Here is an 18,605-nt window from a genome sequence, read left to right on the forward strand (position 1 = left end):
CAACGGTCGAGATATTTTAAAAGGGCAGATCACATGGCAGACAAAACGATCCTCAAAGCGCTGCGTGGCGAAACGCAGGCTGTGCCACCGATTTGGATGATGCGCCAAGCTGGGCGGTACCTGCCCGAATACCGCGCAACACGTGCACAGGCAGGCGATTTTTTAAAGCTGTGCTACAATCCTGAATTGGCCGCCGAAGTCACGTTGCAGCCTATCCGTCGCTTTGGATTTGATGCCGCAATTCTATTTGCAGATATTTTACTCGTGCCCCAAGCTTTGGGCGCGGATTTGTGGTTTGTCACTGGCGAGGGCCCTCGCCTGTCCACCATCACCACCGATGCTGATTTTGCCAAAATGAAAACCAAAGACGATATTCATAAGGTGTTGAATCCCGTCTATGAAACCGTGAAAATTCTGTCATCAGAATTGCCGTCTGAAACCACTTTAATCGGCTTTGCAGGTGCACCTTGGACGGTTGCGACCTATATGATTGCGGGCCGTGGCACGCCAGATCAAGGTCCAGCCCATGCCCTGCGCGAAGGCAATAACGCGCTGTTTGAGCAGCTTATCGATTTGATAACGGTCGCAACGATTGAATATTTGGATATGCAAATCCAAGCGGGTGCAGAAGTGGTCAAAATCTTTGATAGCTGGGCAGGATCGCTGAAAGACGAGGCCTTTGAAAAATACGCGGTGGCCCCTGCTCGCATCATTACGCAAGAATTAAAAAGGCGTCATCCATCCGTGCCGATCATCGGTTTCCCGCGTGAAGCGGGCGATGGGTATATCGGCTTTGCCGAGAAAACAGGTGTGGATTGTGTGGCACTAGACAATTCGATCACGCCCGAATGGGGCGCAAAATATGTGCAAGTTGACGGCTGTGTGCAAGGCAATTTGAAATCATCGCATATGGTTACAGGCGGTCAGGATTTGATCGACGAAGTGCGCCATGTCCGCGATGCTTTTTCCAAAGGTCCGCATATTTTCAACCTTGGGCATGGGATTACGCCCGATGCTGATCCGGACAATGTTGCGCTGATGATCGAAACTCTACGTGAGACGGCCTAAGGCGTAGATTACAACGAATTCAAATATTTAAGGGGACCACAGGGTCCCCTTTTTCGTGACATATGCGCTAAGTTGCGCTGCTAAACCCACTTTGCCATAGGCGGCAAGCTCATCAACACCGCATTGGCGTCATGGCCTGTTTCCAAACCAAATTTTGTACCACGATCATAGACCAAATTATATTCGGCATAGAGCCCACGGTGCACCAGTTGCGCATCTTTATCGGCTTCAGTCCAAGGCATGTTACGCCGTTTTTCAACGCGCCCCACAAAGGCAGGTAAAAATGCGCGGCCCACATCTTGGGTAAAGGCAAAATCAGCCTCCCAATCACCTGTGCAATGATCATCGTAGAAGATGCCGCCAACGCCGCGGGCACGATGACGATGCGGGATATAAAAATACTCATCCGCCCAGTCTTTGAACTTGGGATAATAGTTTGGATCATGACGATCGCAGTGTTCTTTTTGCACAGCGTGAAAGGCCCGCGTGTCTTCTTCATATTCAATGCAAGGATTCAAATCAGACCCACCGCCGAACCACCACGCATGGGGCGTCCAGAACATGCGTGTGTTCATGTGAACCGCTGGCGCATGGGGGTTTTGCATATGCGCCACCAATGAAATGCCTGCCGCCCAAAAGCGTGGATCATCTTTCATGCCAGGCAAGCCCTTGCGCGCAGCCATAGCATTTTGCGCCCGTTCCCCAAGAGTGCCATAGACCGTGGAAATATTGACGCCGACCTTTTCAAACACACGGCCCCCACGCATCACAGACATCAAACCGCCGCCCGCATCGGATCCATCGTCAGAACTGCGTTTGGTTTCAGTGACCTCAAACCGCCCAGCGGGCTGATCGGCAAACGGCCCCGTGGTTTGCGTGTCTTCCAAACGCTCAAACGCGGCGACGATGTCATCACGCAATGTCCGAAACCATGCAGAGGCCCGTGCTTTTTCATCTGTCAAACTTGCCGTCATGACCTATCCTTAATGCGATTAATTCGTGGTGTTTTAGCAGGTTTACGCCGATGGTGCCAAGGCCGCTTATCCTGCGGTAAATTGGCGCTATGCTAGGTTAAATGTCAGGAGTTTCCCCATGCGTTTCATTTATGCACTGCCCGCGGTTTTGGTTTTATCAGCCTGTTCTCAACAACAGATGTGTATTTCGCGCGCCAATCAGGATCTGCGCGTGGTCCGAGGTTTTATCACAGAAGCTGAGGGCAATCTGAACCGCGGATATGCTTTGCAGGACAAGCAAATCGTCAGGTACAAAATGGTGCCTTGTGGCTCACGCCCCGATGGCAGCGAAAAACGCTGTCGGCGCCCGTTTGAGGAAACAGTGACAGAACGCAAAGCCATTGATTTGGACGCGGAGGCCGCAAAGCTGGCTGTCCTGCGTGACAAAGAAGCGATCTTTGAACGCAAGGCCGCCGCTGATATTTTGACCTGCAAAGCAACCTACCCCGAAGGGTAATTAATGCGCAGGCATGGTCACTGTATCAACCAAAGTACGCCCACCATCAACGGTGAGAATTTGTCCTGTGACAAACCCTGCCCCGTCTGAGGCCAGATATTGTACAGTTTCCGCCACTTCGGTCGCAGATGCAATGCGCCCCAATGGCGTTTTCTCGACGATCTCATCACGGTACTCTGAGTTGCCATCCAAGACATCCTTCAAACTGGCACTCATAACAGATCCAAAAGCGACAGCATTGATGCGGATACCATGCGGGGCCAAGGCCACCGCCATCGACCGCGTCATTTGATCAACCGCAGCACTTGAAATCGAAAAGGCCATCAAAGAAGGGTGCGTGCGCCGCGCTGCAATAGATGACAAATTTACGATAGAGCCAACGGGTGCCTCTGGATCATCGTCACGTTTTGCATTGGCGCGCATCCATTTAGACACTTGCTGTGTCATCCGCAGGCTGGTCATCAAGTTTTGTTCAAGCAGATATTCGACCATATCTTCCTTGGCCAACAAAGGGTCGCAGGGACAGACCTGACGCGATGCGTTGACCAAAATATCGACACCGTCGAAGGCATCAATGGTTGCTGACAATAGATTGGCGATGGTCAATTTTTGACGCAGATCCCCCGCAAAATACCGAATACGCGATGCGTCATCTTCCGCAGCATCACCGATTTCCGCGCTCAATCGTTCTTCATCTATATCCGCGCACATAACATTTGCGCCCTGCGCCAAGAAGTGGCGTGCGATCGCAAGCCCGACTCCATTTGCAGCGCCCGTTACGATGGCCGTCTTTCCAGCGATAGAAAAGCTCATGTCGCGATCTCCGATTCTCTAGGTTCCACGCTACGCAGGTCTTTTGCGAGCGCGAAGGGGATTTGAGGCCTGTAGGATTTTAAAAGCAGGCGTGCCGCCAATTTCAACAACTTTGCCAAACATTTCGGCGAGCTTTGCTTCGTAGGGCAAATGTCTGTTCGCCACCATCCATAACTGTCCATGCGGGGCCAGACAGCGCGCTGCCGCCGCAATAAACGCTTGACCCAACGCGGGATCCGCCGCGCGGGTGGTGTGAAATGGCGGATTCATAATGATGCCATCCAAATCGGGCTTAATGCTAAACTCTGTCGCATCAGCCCAGTGGAAAACTGCGCGCGGATCGTCAACGTTCAAACGCGCGCAATCAAGTGCTGCGGCCTCTGCTTCGACGATGTGCAGTTTTTTGACACCCTCACGTTCCAAAATATGGCGCGACAGATAGCCCCATCCAGCGCCAAAATCCGCGAGATTGGCGGGCAATTTTTCAGGCAAAGCCGCAACCAAAGCAGCCGATGCTTTATCGACGCGATCTGAAGAAAACACACCAAGGCGGGTCTTAAAGCCGTCAATGACGCTCAGCACACCTGGGTCTGCCCAATCGGAAAAATCGTCACTGCCCTGACTGGCATCAAACAAAAAGGCTTTGCCATGCGCTTTGGACACCACGCCTGAAATCTCTTTACGTTTGCGCACTTCTTTGAGCAAGCTGTCGATCCCATCGGTCTTTTGCCCATCGACAATCACACGCTGGCTGCGCTGCGCGGCGTCCGCAATCAGGGCACGGGCTTCGGCCTTGGCTCGGGGCACGGCCACAACGGCCAGATCAAATGCGCCATCTGCAACTGTTTGAGGCGCAAAACCTGCGCGTTCAAATGCATCAAAATCTGGTTTAAACCCTTGGACGATTTGAACATCACAGCCCTTTAGGGCGTCAAGATTTGCATCCATACGGGGGCGATAGACCACGGCCCGATCGGGCTGGTCTTGTCCATCAAGGACGAGAGAAAGTCTGGGGGATACCATTGGCAGGGCTGGCCCGAAGGCCTATTCCTTTTCCATTGTGCATTGCAAAGGATGCTGGTGACGCCGCGCAAAATCCATCACTTGCGCGACTTTGGTTTCTGCGATTTCAAAGGCAAACACGCCAACAACTGCCAAACCTTTTTTGTGAACGGTCAACATAATCTCAGTGGCTTGCGAACTGCTGATTCCAAAAAATCGCTCAAGCACCAAAATAACGAATTCCATCGGCGTGTAGTCATCGTTCAACAACATCACCTTGTACAATGGGGGACGCTGGGTTTTAGGCCGTGTTTTCAGGGCCAAACCAAGGTCACCGTCGTCAAACGGGTCATCTTTATCTGACAGTGTAAAAGGCAAACGGGTCACGTGCGGCGCTCCAAATCGGTGGCTGTAGAATAATCACGTCTCGGGCGCTCTATATATAGCCTTTTTCGGACGAATAAAGAGGGTTATGTCGATGGCGGTTAAGGAGAGCTGTTAAATGCCGCATAAATTTTCGACAATTGCATTCGATGCCGACGATACGCTTTGGGAAAACGAAGCTTTTTTTCGCCTCACCCAAGATCGCTTTGCGCAGCTCTTGGTGGATTACACCGACCCCGACACCTTGGCCGCACGTCTGCTTGCGGCCGAGCGCCGCAACTTGGGACACTACGGGTTTGGCATCAAAGGGTTCGTTTTGTCGATGATAGAAACGGCAATTGAAGTCACCGATGAAAAGGTTCCTGCCACAGTCATCAAAGAGTTGATTGATGCGGGCCAAGACATGTTGCGACACCCCATCCATTTGCTAGACGGCGTGACTGAAACCATCGAAAAACTTGCATCTGACTATGATATTTTAATGATCACCAAGGGCGACCTATTGGATCAAGAACGCAAACTCGCCCAATCTGGCTTGGGCGATAAGTTTGACGGAATCGAAATTGTATCCGCGAAGGATTGCGCCACATATCGCAACATTTTCACGCACCGCCAGATTGATCCCAACAGCGCGATGATGGTGGGTAACTCGATGAAATCCGATGTGATCGCCCCTATTCAAGCGGGCGCATGGGGCGTTTTCGTGCCGCACAATCTCACTTGGGCCATTGAACATGCCGCCCCGCCCGTGGGTCACGCAAGGTTTCACGAGCTAGAAAATTTATTTGGCTTACCCGATCTTATTCACACCCTTTCGACATAATCGATCATTTAGCAGGCGGAAAAAAAGTTTATCGCCAACGCAGCCCGAATTTCTGGGTTTAGAATCTTGATCTAGAGTCAGCGAAAAGCACAGCCACTACATATAGCGTTGCCGCGATACAGCCCCGCACAACCCCTTAAAATTCATAGTTTTCTCAGCACAACCCTTGTGCTAGGGTGGTGAAATAAGTTGGGCGAAATGATCCGACACACAGAGGCAGATATATTATGGTAAGCAACGTGCAAGCACGCTTGAAAGCGTGTGCCGTACCCAAGAGCATTTTCTCGATCTTGCTCTGCGCAGTGTTCATGGTGGCGTCTTCCATGAGTCAAACCTTTGCTGCGGAATATGCAGCGCTGGTGATGGATGCGCGCAACGGAAAAGTTTTACACGCCAGTAACGCCGACACGCGGCTACACCCTGCCTCTTTGACCAAAATGATGACGCTGTATATTGCCTTTGAGGCGATTGAAAATGGTGAAATTTCGCTGGATACTGAAGTCACAATTTCACGCACTGCTGCGGCAGAGCCGCCCTCACGTTTGGGGCTGAAGTCTGGACAAAAGATTAAGCTTAGGTATTTGATACGCGCCGCTGCTGTAAAATCTGCAAATGATGCAGCCACAGCGATTGGAGAGGCTATTGAAGGATCAGAAGCGGGTTTTGCACGCCGTATGAACCGCACAGCCAAAGCCATGGGCATGTCCCGTACAACTTTCAAAAACGCCCATGGCCTAACTGAAGCTGGCCACCTCTCCACAGCACGGGATATGAGCGTGCTTGGGCGTCACGTCTTTTATGACTATCCTGAATATTATAACCTGTTTTCACGCAAAACCGCTGATGCGGGCGTGCGCACGGTGACGCATACCAATTCGCGTTTCTTGAACAGCTACCAAGGCGCCGATGGAATCAAGACTGGCTATACATCGGCGGCGGGTTTCAACCTTGTGGCTTCGGCACAAAAGGGCCAAGAGCGTATTATCACGACTGTATTCGGCGGGCGTTCTACAGTGACACGCAACGCGAAGGTCACTGAATTGATGGATCTTGGGTTTAAGCGCGCAGGCACGCGCGTTGCTGTGCACAAACCGCAACGCCCGCCCTATATGGGCAAAGCGTCGACGGGGGCTGTCATGGTGGCCGATTCGGGGCGCACACCGCGCACCGCGTCAAAGATTGTCCGTGCGCAAATTACGATGAATTCAAGCCCACTGCCGCAAACACGCCCCCTTTTGGCGCTTGCCCCAGAGCAGGAAAGTATGTTGGTCGCAATGTCTGACGACATTTTCAATGTGATCACGGAATCAAACCAAGATGATGCTGTGTTTGTCGCAGCAGAAACCGCAGCTGAGCAAGCTGTGGAATTGCTTGAAACAGCCGCAGCTGTTGCGCCTGAGCCCTCTCCTGTGGCGGACTTACAGCCAGAAACACAGACCGCAGTTGCAGCTGTTGCAGCGGTGCCAAGCATTCGCCCGATCCCACGTCCTGAACAGATGCAATTGACAGATATCGAGCCTACAGTGGCCAGTATCGACCCTGCTTTGGAACAAGGCCCAGAAATCGTGACCCGCATGTCCACATCTGGCAATCGCCATTGGGGCATCAATATCGGCACCTACGGATCTGAATATGAAGCGCGCAAAGTTCTTTTGAAAACAGCCTTATCAGAACTGGACAGCTTGGATGGAGCCTTGCGCAAAGTGGCCCGCAGCAGTCGCGGATTTGACGCGAATTTCCTAGGACTATCGCAAGATGTTGCGGCATTAACCTGCCGCAAGTTGGAAGCGCGCGGAAGTGATTGCAAAACGATTGGTCCCTCCTAAGGGGTAATCGTTGCGACGCGGCGCCATATCAATGCTTTGAAATTATGTGAGGGCGCGGGTCAAACCCCAGCGCCCTCTTTCACATCAAGATCGAAAGCCGCCGCGATCAAAGCCTGTGTATAGGCTTCTTGCGGATGATCGAAAACTTGATCTGCCGTGCCCATTTCAACAACATCACCGCGCTTCATAACAACAACCTTATGACTAACGGCACGCACGACTTTCAGATCGTGTGAAATAAACAGATACGCCAATTTATACTTGGTCTGTAGGTCGCGTAAAAGTTTTACGATCTGCACCTGCACGGTCTTATCCAAGGCGGACGTCGGTTCATCCAAGACCAAAAGTTTAGGGCGTAAAACCATCGCGCGCGCGATGGCAATCCGTTGACGTTGTCCGCCAGAAAATTCATGCGGATAGCGGTGACGCGCCTCGGGGTCGATGCCCACTTCGGTCATGATTTCCACGACCGCCGCTTCAACTGACGGATAATCGCCAAGCCCATGCACCCGCAGACCCTCTGCAATGATTTCAGCCACAGTCATGCGCGGCGACAAAGACCCGAAAGGATCTTGGAAAACGATCTGCATATCAGCGCGCAAAGGGCGAATTTGTTTTGGTCCCCAACCTTGGATATCTTGCCCCATAAAGACGACAGGCCCTTCGGAGGCGATCAAGCGCATCATCGCCAAGGCAAGCGTTGTTTTACCCGATCCACTTTCGCCGACAACACCCAAAGTTTCGCCTGCGCGGACGGTAAACTGCGCGTCATTCACAGCTTTGACGTGACCCACCGTGCGACGCATAAGACCACGCTGGATGGGGAACCAAACCCGCAAGCCGTCGGTTTTGGCGATCACTTCGGCCGTATCAGGCACGGCTGGTGGCAGCCCTGTTGTTTCGGCATCCAATAGCATTTTGGTATAGGGATGCGTAGGATGATCAAAGATGTCTTTGGTCACCCCTGCTTCAACAATTTCGCCATCTTTCATCACACAAACGCGGTCTGCCAATTTGCGCACGATGCCAAGGTCGTGGGTGATAAACAGCATCGACATGCCCATTGAGGCCTGCAAATCGCGCAAAAGCGTTAGGATCTGCGCTTGGATTGTCACATCAAGGGCTGTTGTCGGTTCATCCGCAATCAAAAGATCAGGGCCATTTGCCAAAGCCATGGCGATCATCACGCGCTGGCGTTGGCCGCCTGACAATTGATGCGGGTAATCTTTTAGGCGGGTTTCTGGCGCATGGATGCCAACCTGCGTCAGCAATTCGATCACACGATCCCGCGCAGCGGTGCCGCGCAATCCTTGGTGTACCAGCAAAATTTCAGACAGTTGTTTTTCGATCGTATGCAACGGATTGAGCGATGTCATTGGCTCTTGAAAGATAAAACTAATGTCATTGCCACGCAATTTGCGCAGCTCTTTTTCACTTGCTCCACGAATCTCTTGGCCTTGATACTTGATCGATCCTTCGATCTTGGCGCTATCGGGTAAGAGGCTGACAGAGGACAGGGCAGTGACCGATTTTCCCGAACCGGATTCACCCACCAAAGCCACCGTTTCCCCCTTTTTCACATCAAAGGAAACGCCCTTTACGGCAGGGGAAAATCCCCCACCTTGCGCAAACGACACTTTGAGATTTTCGAAGGTCAGCAAACTCATTGGAATGTCTTTCTGGGGTCAAATGCATCGCGGATTCCTTCAAAGATGAAGACCAAGAGGGACAACATAATCGCGTAGACGAAAAAGGCGGTAAAACCCAACCACGGCGCTTGTAAGTTTTGTTTGGCTTGTGCTGTCAATTCACCCAAAGACGGTGATGAGGTCGGCAGGCCGAAGCCCAAGAAATCCAAGCTGGCCAATGTACCAATCGCGCCAGTCATGATGAAGGGCAACATGGTGACCGTGGCGACCATTGCATTGGGTAACATATGGCGGAACATGATGGTCCAGTTGGACACGCCAAGGGCGCGCGCCGCACGGATATATTCGAAATTGCGTGCGCGTAAAAACTCTGCGCGTACCACACCTGTCAGCGCGGGCCAGCCGAATAGAATGGTCACAAAGACAAGCAACCAAAAGGATCGACCTAGAATGGCGAATAGGATGATGATGACATAAAGCGATGGCATCGAACTCCAGATTTCCAAAACACGTTGAAAAATCAAATCGGTGCGCCCGCCAAAGAACCCTTGGATCGCACCTGCTATAATTCCGATAACCGAAGACACGCCCGTGACAATCAGGGCAAACAGGATCGACAGCCGAAAGCCGTAGATCACCCGCGCGGTCACATCGCGTTTTGTGTCATCTGTGCCCAGCCAGTTTTGCTTGGTGGGTGGTGATGGGGCGGCACCCGGTCCTTCGACTTGAGTGTTGTAGGAATAGCGAATAGGCGGCCAGATCATCCAGCCTTTTTCAATCGCTTCACCGTTGATTTCCCCGTCTTTGGCGTCTTCGATATAGGATTCTGGGTCATCAAAGCAGTCGATCAAACCGCCTGTTTTGATCAGGCATTCGACCTCAGAATAGCGGTAAACTGCTTCGGTTCGAAAATCGCCACCAAATTCGGTTTCGGGATAGAAGTTGAAAATCGGCGTATAATAGCTGCCACGATATTGCACCAAGATCGGTTTATCATTGGCCAGAAATTCAGCAAATAAGGATAAAACGAACAGCACCGTAAAGATCATCAAAGACCAAGTGGCGCGTTTGTTTGCCTTGAAATTGCTCAAGCGGCGTTGGTTGAGGGGGGAAAGTATCATGCGTCCCTCTTTTCAAAATCGATCCGTGGATCGACAAAAATATACATCAGATCAGACAGAATGCCGACCACAAGTCCGATCAGCCCGAAAAAGAACATCGTGCCAAAGATCACAGGATAGTCGCGCTGCAAGGCCGCTTGGAACCCAAGGCGCCCTAACCCATCCAACGAAAACAAAGTTTCGATGATCAGCGACCCTGAAAAGAACACCGACAAGAACAAAGATGGAAAGCCTGCGATCACAATCAACATGGCATTACGAAAAACATGACCGTAAAGCACGCGATGCTCTGACAGCCCCTTAGCGCGGGCCGTCACAACGTATTGTTTGCGGATCTCATCCAAAAAAGAATTTTTGGTCAGCAAGGTCAGCGTAGCAAAGGATGAAATGGTCATGGCCAAAACAGGCAGGGCGATATGCCATGCGTAATCCGCGATCTTACCCAAAAGGCTAAGCTCGTCAAAATTGGCAGAGGTTAAGCCACGCAACGGGAAAATTTGCCAATAAGATCCGCCCGCAAAAAGCACCAGCAGCATGATGGCGAATAGAAAACTTGGGATCGCATAGGCCACGATAATCACGCCAGAGGTCCAAGTGTCAAAGCGCGATCCATCACGCACAGCCTTGCGAATGCCCAAGGGGATCGAGACCATGTAAGAAATCAAAGTGGCCCAAAGCCCCAGAGAAATCGACACAGGCATTCGTTCCCAAACCAGATCCAATACACCTTCGGATTTGAAATAGCTCTCGCCAAAATCAAACCGCACGTAGTTCCACATCATGTGCAAGAATTGTTCTAAGGGCGGTTTATCCAAACCGAACTGACGTTCTAAGTCAGCAATAAATTCAGGCGGCAAACCGCGCGCGCCGATATATTCAGAATTACCACCCGCACTGTCGAGTTCGGCTGCAACATCGCCTGCCCCGCCCGAGATCGAGGCAAAAGCATCGCCTTCGCCTTTCATATCAGCCAAAACCTGTTCGATCGGCCCGCCGGGCACAAATTGTGTCAGCGCGAAGTTGATGATCATGATCCCAAGCAATGTGGGAATGATCAACAACAATCGACGAATTATATAGGCTCCCATTTCGGGATGTCCTCCACCTGTTTAACGGGATTTACCCCTTGTTATTAAATGCTTACTTGATCGCGCCCACGGATTTCAATTGGGCAGCCTTATCAGCATCATACCACCAAAAATCCAAGTAACCGAGATCAAGTGGCGGCATTTTATCAGCCTCTGGGTGCGCATACATATCATAGTAGGCAACCCAATAGTCACTGCCGTACCATGCAGGCACAACAAAGTAATCATAGCGCATAATTCGATCAGCAGCACGCACAACGGCTGCCATGTCTTCATAGGTTTCGGCTTGCAATATTTCGACGGCCAAAGCGTCAATCGCGGGTGAAGAATAGCCAGCGGGGTTAAATACGTCATCGACACCTTCAGAACCGAACTTTTGTTCGAAGCCCGCCCCTTCTTCAAAGCCATTCACATAGCCATCATAGATAATATCGTAATCAAAGCTTTGCGTGCGCGCTTGGTATTGGTTTGGGTCAACGCGGTTGTAGACGGCATTCACACCCAGCGCTTGCAGGTTTTCCACATAGGGTACGATGATGCGGTCAAAATTTGGCGCGTTTTGCAGGAACTCGAGATCAAGTGTTTCCCCCTGAGCATTCACCAGTTTGCCATCCTGCCCTGGCGTGTAGCCTGCACGTTCCATAAAGGCCAAGGCTTTGCGCATATTGCCCCGATCCAAAGACCGCGCGCCAGAGGTATGCGCCATTGTAACAGGCTCTGTGAGAATCTCGGCGGGAATCAGATCTTTGACACCTTCGAGGTATTCCAGTTCCTTGCCAGTGGCGACACCTGTTGCGGCGAGATCACCAGCATTCCAAAAGCTTTCGCGTTGTTCAAATAGCCCGTATTGCAGGGTCTCATTGGTCCATGTGAAGTTGAACATCAATCCCAAGGCACGGCGTAGATCACGGTTTTGCAGCTTTTCGCGACGCAGGTTGAACAAAATCCCGTAAGCAGGCGGCATCGCGCCTTTGTCCAAGGTCTTTTTCACCACATGCCCTTCTTGTAAGGCAGGAAAGTCATAGGCCGTGGCCCATTGGAGGGACGATGTTTCTTGACGGAATGTGATATCACCCGTTTTGAAGGCTTCGAAAACACCGATATTATCGCCGAAATACTGAACGCGGATGGTGTCAAAGTTATCGCGCCCCACTTTGAGCGGGTGGTCGATCCCCCAGTAATCAGGATTACGCTGATATTCGATCCAGTCGCCCGCTTTGAAACCCGAGATTTGATAGGGCGCTGTGCCAGGAGAAACGACGACACGAGATTTATTTAGGCCTTCACCAGTTTCTTCAAACCACTTCTTTTGAAAGACCAGTGTTGACCCAGCCTGCCCAACTAAACCAGAGCGTGGGATATCAGGCATAAAGGTGTATTTCACCGTGTACGGATCAATGACTTCGGCTTTTTCGATCATCTGCGAAACGCCCGCGCGCCATGACGGCGTGCCTTGTTCCATCATCAAGTTGAACGAAAACACGACATCTTCGGCGGTCATAGGGCTGCCATCCGAAAAGGTTACATCCTTACGCAGATGGAAAATCGCCCAGTCTTGGCTTTCAGGATATTCAACAGTCTCGCACAACAAGCAGTAATACGATGCGGTATATTCATCAGACGTGCCCGCCATAAGGCGTTCGTACATTGAGGATGACAGGGCAGCTGGCGTACCGGACCCCGTGGCAAACGGGTTCAGACTGTCAAAAGTTCCCACTGTGCCAATCACGATCTTGCCGCCCTTGGGGGCATCAGGGTTTACATAGTCAAGGTGGTCAAAGGGTTCTGAATACTTCGCCGCGCCCCAATCAGAAAACCATGCGGTTTTGATTGTGTCCCCCTCAGCCGCGAAGGCATTGGATGACACCAAAGCACAGGCAAATGCGAGAGGGGAGAAAACAAGGCGGGATAGGTGACGCATACAAAACCTCCAAAGGGAATTGGGTTGTTAAAACCATTCAACACAATCTGAATCGTTTTTGCACGTCTTCCAACAGCGAAATTGCGAAACTGTGAAGATTGCGTGACGTTCTGTGATCAATCCAGAGGGGCGGAATATGATTTTGAACATCATCCAAAAGAAAACCCCACCGGAAAACCGATGGGGTCATAAATTAAGCTAAAAAAGGCTTCAGCGTTACCCACCGATTGACTGAAGGTAAGCAATCACATCTGCGCGGTCGTCGATCTTTTTGAAACCTGCAAAAGTCATTTTTGTCCCTGGTGCGAAACCTTTTGGCTTTTCCAAGAAAGCGTTGAGCGCATCAGCGGTCCATGTTCCTTCAAGTTCGGTCAAGATCGCGGAATAGCCGAATCCATCCACAGCGCCGATGTCGCGGTCAAATGTACCATCCAAGTGGGGGCCTGTTGCGTTTGATCCATCAACCTTGTGGCAAGACGCGCATTTTTTGCCAAAGATGCTTTCACCACTTGCAGGGTCAGCCGCAGCAAGGATGGGGCCAAAGTCAATAACTTCAACCACTTCATCGGCTGCATCAGTGTCTTCGACCTCAATCACATAGGCCTGTTGGCCACCGTGACCACCGCCTGTGTGGTACAAAGCTTCCGCAGCCCAAGAGCCGAAAAGCAAGATCAAGAGAGTGCCGCAGATTGCTGCTACAGCTTTAGTCAGTGTCATAGTATCGAACATGTCGCGTTCCGTGTATGTAAACAGTTGAGGCTATCTACCCGTTTCCATCACCACTTTTCAAGGTATAAGACCGCGACCAAACGACATACTGCAAAAACTTAAGCAAAATGAGGGCACAGATGGCCAAACGTATCGCATTTCAAGGAGAACTCGGAGCTTATTCGCACCAAGCTTGTGTTGAGACTCGGCCTGATTTTGACCCTTTGCCATGTGAAACCTTTGATGATGCGCTTGAAGCGGTACGTTCAGGCGCCGCGGATCTTGGTATGATTGCGGTCGAAAACTCTACCTACGGCCGCGTTCAGGACGTCTATCATCTTTTGCCGGAATCAGGGTTGCATATCATAGATGAAACGTTTGTGCGGGTTCACGTGAATCTGCTGGGTGTGCCTGGGGCGACGTTAAATGACATTAAAGTCGCGCATGGGCATCCGGTGATTCTTCCCCAATGTGGTGGCTTCTTGAGCCAAAACAAAATCAAAGGCGAACGCAGTTCCGATAATGCCCGTGCGGCGCGGGATGTGGCTGACTGGGGGGATAAATCCCAAGCCGCCCTCGCATCGGAATTGGCAGCAAAACTGTATGGCCTAGAAGTCATCGCGCCACAGATCGAAGACCACAAGCTAAACACAACACGTTTCTTGGTCATGTCACGCGAAGCGGATCATTCACGCCGTTCCGATAAGATGGTCACCGCATTCATGTTCCGCGTGCGCAACATTCCTGCTGCACTTTATAAAGCAATGGGGGGCTTTGCCACCAATGGCGTGAACATGACCAAGCTTGAAAGCTACATGGTCGATGGCGTTTTCACGGCGACACAGTTTTATGCGGATATCGAAGGCCACCCTGATGATGCCAATGTAAAATTGGCCTTGGATGAGCTAGGGTATTTTACAGAAATGCTTGAGATTATCGGTGTATATCCTGCAGATCCAAGACGATCATAGCGCAAAAACGTGAATTATAGTGGTTAGTCACAGCGGGCCTCAAGCCCGTTGTTTCTCTTCAAACTTCGCATCAATCGTGCTACAAAATTTGCCGATACGTTTTTCAAAGCGACGCTGCAATGAGGCTTTGGCAAATTTCACCGACTGCACCATGATACGCGCTGAAATCGTCTGCGGGCGCACTTCGTAGCCAAAACTAACGCGGGTGCGCTGCGGTGACAAAGGTACCAGATCGATACTAACCGTCATATCAAGACCGCCTGATTTGGCTTCGGCCTCAATGGCATTTGGTTCATCAAATTCGGTCAAATGCGCATCAATTTCACGCCACTTGCCCCGAAACGGCGCGCGCAAAGCCCAAGCCGCACCCACGCCGCGGGGTTGATCCGCAGTTTTGCGGCGGACTTCCACACCACGGCGCATGGCCTGACGTTCTAATCCGTCGAAATCTGAAAACTGTTCAAAAACAAAGGCAGCAGGTGCTTCGATATCATGTCTGGTCGAAAATTTCATTGCGCCTTACCTGTTGTGTACGTCGCAACAGTTATCGGTCCAAATTTAACAATCTGCAAGCCACTTGGTTATTAAAAACTGTGCAATTGTGCCCTCTTTTGGTGCACGCATATTGGGATGTTCGCCTGCGACCATTGCAACGCAGTCTTCTTTACTCAACCACAAGGCATCCTGCAGTTCATTTTCATCAATCACGATGTCTTGGCTCAATGCCTGCGCCGCGCAGCCGATCATCAATGATCCGGGAAACGGCCAAGGCTGGCTGGTCACATAAGACACATCCCCGACCTGCACCCCCGCCTCTTCCATCACCTCACGACGCACTGCGCCTTCGATGGGCTCTCCTGGCTCGACGAACCCCGCCAAAAGCGAATACATGCCCTCAGGAAAATGCGCGCTGCGTCCCAGCAAAACGGAATTTCCGCGGGTCACTAACATGATCACACAAGGATCAGTGCGTGGAAAATGCTGGGCACTACAGGACGGACATTCGCGTTTCCATCCGCCCAAGGAGATCTGACTGGCCGCGCCACAAGTTGAACAAAACCCATGAGAAAGGTGCCACCCCAAGACAGCACGCGCCGTCGATGCAATTTCAGCATCTTTGGGCGAAAGCTGTGACATAACCTGCCGCAGATCAGCAAAGCCTGCATTGGGAATTTCGCGATGGCGCTGAACGATCAAATCAAGAAAGCCCGAGCCTTCATGCTCATCTTCATCCATCTCAACGATCGAGACATCACAGGCAAAAACAGGCATGCCTTGATCGTTCAAGCCCATGAAAATCGTTGGGAAGTCTTGCGATAAAAAGGCGTGATCCACTGGTAAAAACGCAAGATCGCCTGTGTCATGGATCAAAGGTTTGAGTTTCCAAATCGGAACAAACAGGGCGTCACTGCGGGTTTTCAAATCCTCGGACGTGCCCCGCAAGTCATCTCGACGCGCCAAAAGACCTGCTGCAAATGCGACCGAATTCAGTGTCATAAACCTAAACCTCTTCTTTTCCACGCCCTTCATGACGTGGCGCTACCCGTTGCGCAAGTGCGACACTTGTTCGACAACTCAACCAAAAGTTGCAAACTTTTATCATCCAGTATGGAATGTGTTTGCAAGCAATTGAATTTGGTGAATGTTTTATAAACGTCGCTTTCGGTTCAAATCCAAGCGAGCACCGCAACACGCAGCGATGTCATGCATCGCTTTAAAGACCCGTAGATTTAAGGCAAAACAGTGATTTTACGTCATCCATTTTCGACAAAAGCAAGGGCCAACCAAGCCCATTTGCGCGTAATGGAAACGACAGATCTGCATGTTCATATTTTTCCCTATGATTATTTCGCTGATCGCCCATCTGATGCTGTAGGCCTTGTCCGCGCGGCCACCCACATAAATACAGCGCGTGATGAGTGTCAAAATTCAATTCTGGTGGACAATGGCGATCTGCTGCAAGGCAACCCCATGGGCGACTACATCGCCTATGAACGCGGCATCAATGCAGGCGACATTCACCCCATCATCGCGGCTATGAATGTTTTGAAATATGATGCCTCGACCTTGGGAAACCATGAATTCAACTATGGATTGGACTTTCTTTTAGCGGCGCTGGATGGTGCAACATTTCCTGTCGTCTGCGCAAATGTCGTCAAAAAAATGGCCCGCTCTGCGCGTGATGATACGACTTTGATCAAACCATATACAATTTTAAAACGCTCTGTGACCGATGGGGCAGGCATAGCGCATGACATCAATATCGGCATCATCGGCTTTGTTCCGCCCCAAGTTATGACATGGGATCATCGCCATCTTGAAGGCAAAGTGCATCTGCGTGACATTGTGAATACTGCGCGGGATTACATCCCTGAAATGAAAGAAAAAGGCGCAGACATCATCATCGCGCTCAACCATTCTGGGATCGGCCCAGCGCAGCACATCGAGGGCATGGAGAATGCAACCATTCCGCTCGCAGCGTTAGACGGCATTGATGCCATCGTCGCGGGTCACTCGCATCAGGTCTTTCCGTCACCTATGTTTGAAGGGATCCAATTTGTAGACGCTCAAAAGGGGTTAGTCCACGGCAAACCCACGACGATGGCGGGGTTTTGGGGATCACATTTGGGCTTAATCGATCTTTTGATCGAACGGGATGGATCGCAGTGGCGGGTCATAGCAACGGATGTAGAAACACGGCCAATTGCAATGCGTGATACTTCGGGAAAACTTGAACCCAAGGTCGCAAGCGATAAACACTTGCTTGAAACCGCGTCAAAAGCGCATGCGGAAACATTGACATATATTCGCCGCGCGGTCGGTAAAACCACAACCCCGCTGCATTCGTATTTTGCTCAAGTCACTTCTGATCCAAGTCTTCAGGTCGTTGCCGATGCGCAGCTGTCTTATGTCAAGGATATGCTCAAAGATACAGAATATGCGGATTTTCCGACCCTGTCGGCAACAGCCCCTTTCAAAGCGGGCGGACGTGCAGGCCCAGATTATTTCACAGATGTCGCGCCAGGTAATTTAGCGATCAAAAGTATCGCCGATCTTTACCTCTACCCCAATATTTTTCGCGCCATTCGGATCAGTGGCGCTCAGGTCAAATCATGGCTGGAACGATCCGCAGGGATGTTTTTTCAAATCAAAGCAGGGGCGCATGATCAACCTTTGCTCAATCCAGATTTTCCATCCTATCATTTTGATGTCTTGCATGGGGTGACGTATAAAATCGATCTCAGCCAACCATCGCGCTTTACTGCGGGGGGCGCATTGGCAGACAAAAATGCGAACCGCATTGTCGACTTGGCCTATAACGGGAGACCCGTGACAGACGACATGGAATTTATCGTCGCCACCAATAATTATCGCGCGAGTGGTGGGGGCGGTTTTATTGACCCCAATGAGATTGAGGTCATTTTTGAGGCCCCTGATACCAATCGCGATATTGTTGTCCGCTATGTTCTTGAACATGGGACTCTTACGCCGAAAATCGAAAACAATTGGTCATTTACCCCCCTAAAGGGCACCACTGTGACCTTTGAGACGGGCCCCAAAGCCGTGCATCATTTAAAGAGTTTGCGCGGCATAGCGGTTGAACATCTAGGCGACGGTACGGGCGGCTTTGCGCGGTTTCGCATTGCTTTGTAAGGCACTTCAGCCACAAGGCAAAAGCTGTTTAAAGTCAGCGGTACGAAGCCGAAACAGATTTTAGATACCCCTCTTGCGAATCCAGCCTGTGTCACTTATGTGATGTA

General features: G+C 51.0%; 17 protein-coding genes. 6 read left to right on the top strand and 11 right to left on the bottom strand.

What is annotated here, in order from left to right:
* Window positions 1-33 precede the first annotated feature (33 nt).
* On the top strand, window positions 34-1,068 hold the full coding sequence (hemE, locus tag EDD53_RS10590; protein ID WP_123793222.1) for a uroporphyrinogen decarboxylase: 1,035 nt from the start codon (window positions 34-36) through the stop codon (window positions 1,066-1,068).
* 80 nt (window positions 1,069-1,148) lie between these two features.
* Here hemE and hemF read toward each other — a convergent pair whose 3' ends face one another.
* On the bottom strand, window positions 1,149-2,042 hold the full coding sequence (gene hemF, locus EDD53_RS10595; protein ID WP_123793223.1) for an oxygen-dependent coproporphyrinogen oxidase: 894 nt from the start codon (window positions 2,040-2,042) through the stop codon (window positions 1,149-1,151).
* Window positions 2,043-2,160: 118 nt separating this feature from the next.
* Here hemF and EDD53_RS10600 point away from each other — a divergent pair, with 118 nt between their 5' ends.
* Entirely contained in the window at window positions 2,161-2,538 is a 378-nt protein-coding gene (locus EDD53_RS10600; RefSeq protein ID WP_123793224.1) for a hypothetical protein, read from the top strand.
* On the opposite strand, the gene EDD53_RS10605 is transcribed toward EDD53_RS10600, so the two are convergent.
* The 3 genes from EDD53_RS10605 to clpS are packed head-to-tail and all read right to left on the bottom strand — an operon-like array spanning window position 2,539 to window position 4,731.
* On the bottom strand, window positions 2,539-3,351 hold the full coding sequence (locus EDD53_RS10605) for an SDR family NAD(P)-dependent oxidoreductase (RefSeq protein ID WP_123793225.1): 813 nt from the start codon (window positions 3,349-3,351) through the stop codon (window positions 2,539-2,541).
* 30 nt (window positions 3,352-3,381) lie between these two features.
* Window positions 3,382-4,374 carry a class I SAM-dependent methyltransferase gene (locus EDD53_RS10610; protein ID WP_123793226.1) on the bottom strand — a complete coding sequence of 331 codons (993 nt, stop codon included), beginning with the start codon at window positions 4,372-4,374 and terminating at the stop codon, window positions 3,382-3,384.
* A gap of 21 nt (window positions 4,375-4,395) precedes the next feature.
* Window positions 4,396-4,731 (bottom strand): ATP-dependent Clp protease adapter ClpS, encoded by a 336-nt coding sequence (gene clpS / locus EDD53_RS10615; protein WP_425464064.1) that lies wholly within the window; start codon window positions 4,729-4,731, stop codon window positions 4,396-4,398.
* 124 nt (window positions 4,732-4,855) lie between these two features.
* Between clpS and EDD53_RS10620 the strand changes: the two genes are divergently transcribed.
* Both EDD53_RS10620 and EDD53_RS10625 read left to right on the top strand, forming a co-directional pair.
* Window positions 4,856-5,560, top strand: coding sequence for an HAD family hydrolase (locus EDD53_RS10620; protein WP_123793227.1), 705 nt, complete (start codon window positions 4,856-4,858; stop codon window positions 5,558-5,560).
* Window positions 5,561-5,787: 227 nt separating this feature from the next.
* Window positions 5,788-7,386 (top strand): D-alanyl-D-alanine carboxypeptidase family protein, encoded by a 1,599-nt coding sequence (locus EDD53_RS10625; protein WP_123793228.1) that lies wholly within the window; start codon window positions 5,788-5,790, stop codon window positions 7,384-7,386.
* A gap of 59 nt (window positions 7,387-7,445) precedes the next feature.
* On the opposite strand, the gene EDD53_RS10630 is transcribed toward EDD53_RS10625, so the two are convergent.
* From EDD53_RS10630 to EDD53_RS10650, 5 genes are all read right to left on the bottom strand, one after another.
* Window positions 7,446-9,053, bottom strand: a complete 1,608-nt coding sequence (locus EDD53_RS10630) for an ABC transporter ATP-binding protein (protein WP_123793229.1) — start codon at window positions 9,051-9,053, stop codon at window positions 7,446-7,448.
* Entirely contained in the window at window positions 9,050-10,156 is a 1,107-nt protein-coding gene (locus EDD53_RS10635) for an ABC transporter permease (RefSeq protein WP_123793230.1), read from the bottom strand. The genes EDD53_RS10630 and EDD53_RS10635 overlap by 4 nt, the downstream gene beginning before the upstream one ends.
* Window positions 10,153-11,244 carry a microcin C ABC transporter permease YejB gene (locus EDD53_RS10640; protein ID WP_123793231.1) on the bottom strand — a complete coding sequence of 364 codons (1,092 nt, stop codon included), beginning with the start codon at window positions 11,242-11,244 and terminating at the stop codon, window positions 10,153-10,155. Before EDD53_RS10640 ends, EDD53_RS10635 begins: the two co-directional genes overlap by 4 nt.
* A gap of 52 nt (window positions 11,245-11,296) precedes the next feature.
* Entirely contained in the window at window positions 11,297-13,165 is a 1,869-nt protein-coding gene (locus tag EDD53_RS10645; protein WP_123793232.1) for an extracellular solute-binding protein, read from the bottom strand.
* A gap of 216 nt (window positions 13,166-13,381) precedes the next feature.
* Window positions 13,382-13,894 carry a c-type cytochrome gene (locus EDD53_RS10650; RefSeq protein WP_123793233.1) on the bottom strand — a complete coding sequence of 171 codons (513 nt, stop codon included), beginning with the start codon at window positions 13,892-13,894 and terminating at the stop codon, window positions 13,382-13,384.
* Between the two features lie 119 nt (window positions 13,895-14,013).
* Between EDD53_RS10650 and EDD53_RS10655 the strand changes: the two genes are divergently transcribed.
* Window positions 14,014-14,844 carry a prephenate dehydratase gene (locus EDD53_RS10655; RefSeq protein ID WP_123793234.1) on the top strand — a complete coding sequence of 277 codons (831 nt, stop codon included), beginning with the start codon at window positions 14,014-14,016 and terminating at the stop codon, window positions 14,842-14,844.
* 39 nt (window positions 14,845-14,883) lie between these two features.
* On the opposite strand, the gene EDD53_RS10660 is transcribed toward EDD53_RS10655, so the two are convergent.
* Complete coding sequence (locus EDD53_RS10660; RefSeq protein WP_123793235.1) at window positions 14,884-15,357, bottom strand: SRPBCC family protein; 474 nt, start codon at window positions 15,355-15,357, stop codon at window positions 14,884-14,886.
* Window positions 15,358-15,402: 45 nt separating this feature from the next.
* A complete protein-coding gene (nudC, locus tag EDD53_RS10665) occupies window positions 15,403-16,341 on the bottom strand; it encodes an NAD(+) diphosphatase (protein WP_170162743.1) in 939 nt (312 codons plus the stop codon).
* Between the two features lie 246 nt (window positions 16,342-16,587).
* Between nudC and EDD53_RS10670 the strand changes: the two genes are divergently transcribed.
* Window positions 16,588-18,498 (top strand): bifunctional 2',3'-cyclic-nucleotide 2'-phosphodiesterase/3'-nucleotidase, encoded by a 1,911-nt coding sequence (locus EDD53_RS10670; protein WP_281277952.1) that lies wholly within the window; start codon window positions 16,588-16,590, stop codon window positions 18,496-18,498.
* Window positions 18,499-18,605 lie beyond the last annotated feature (107 nt).

This window comes from Pacificibacter maritimus (assembly GCF_003814915.1).
GTDB classification, from domain to species: Bacteria; Pseudomonadota; Alphaproteobacteria; order Rhodobacterales; family Rhodobacteraceae; genus Celeribacter; species Celeribacter maritimus.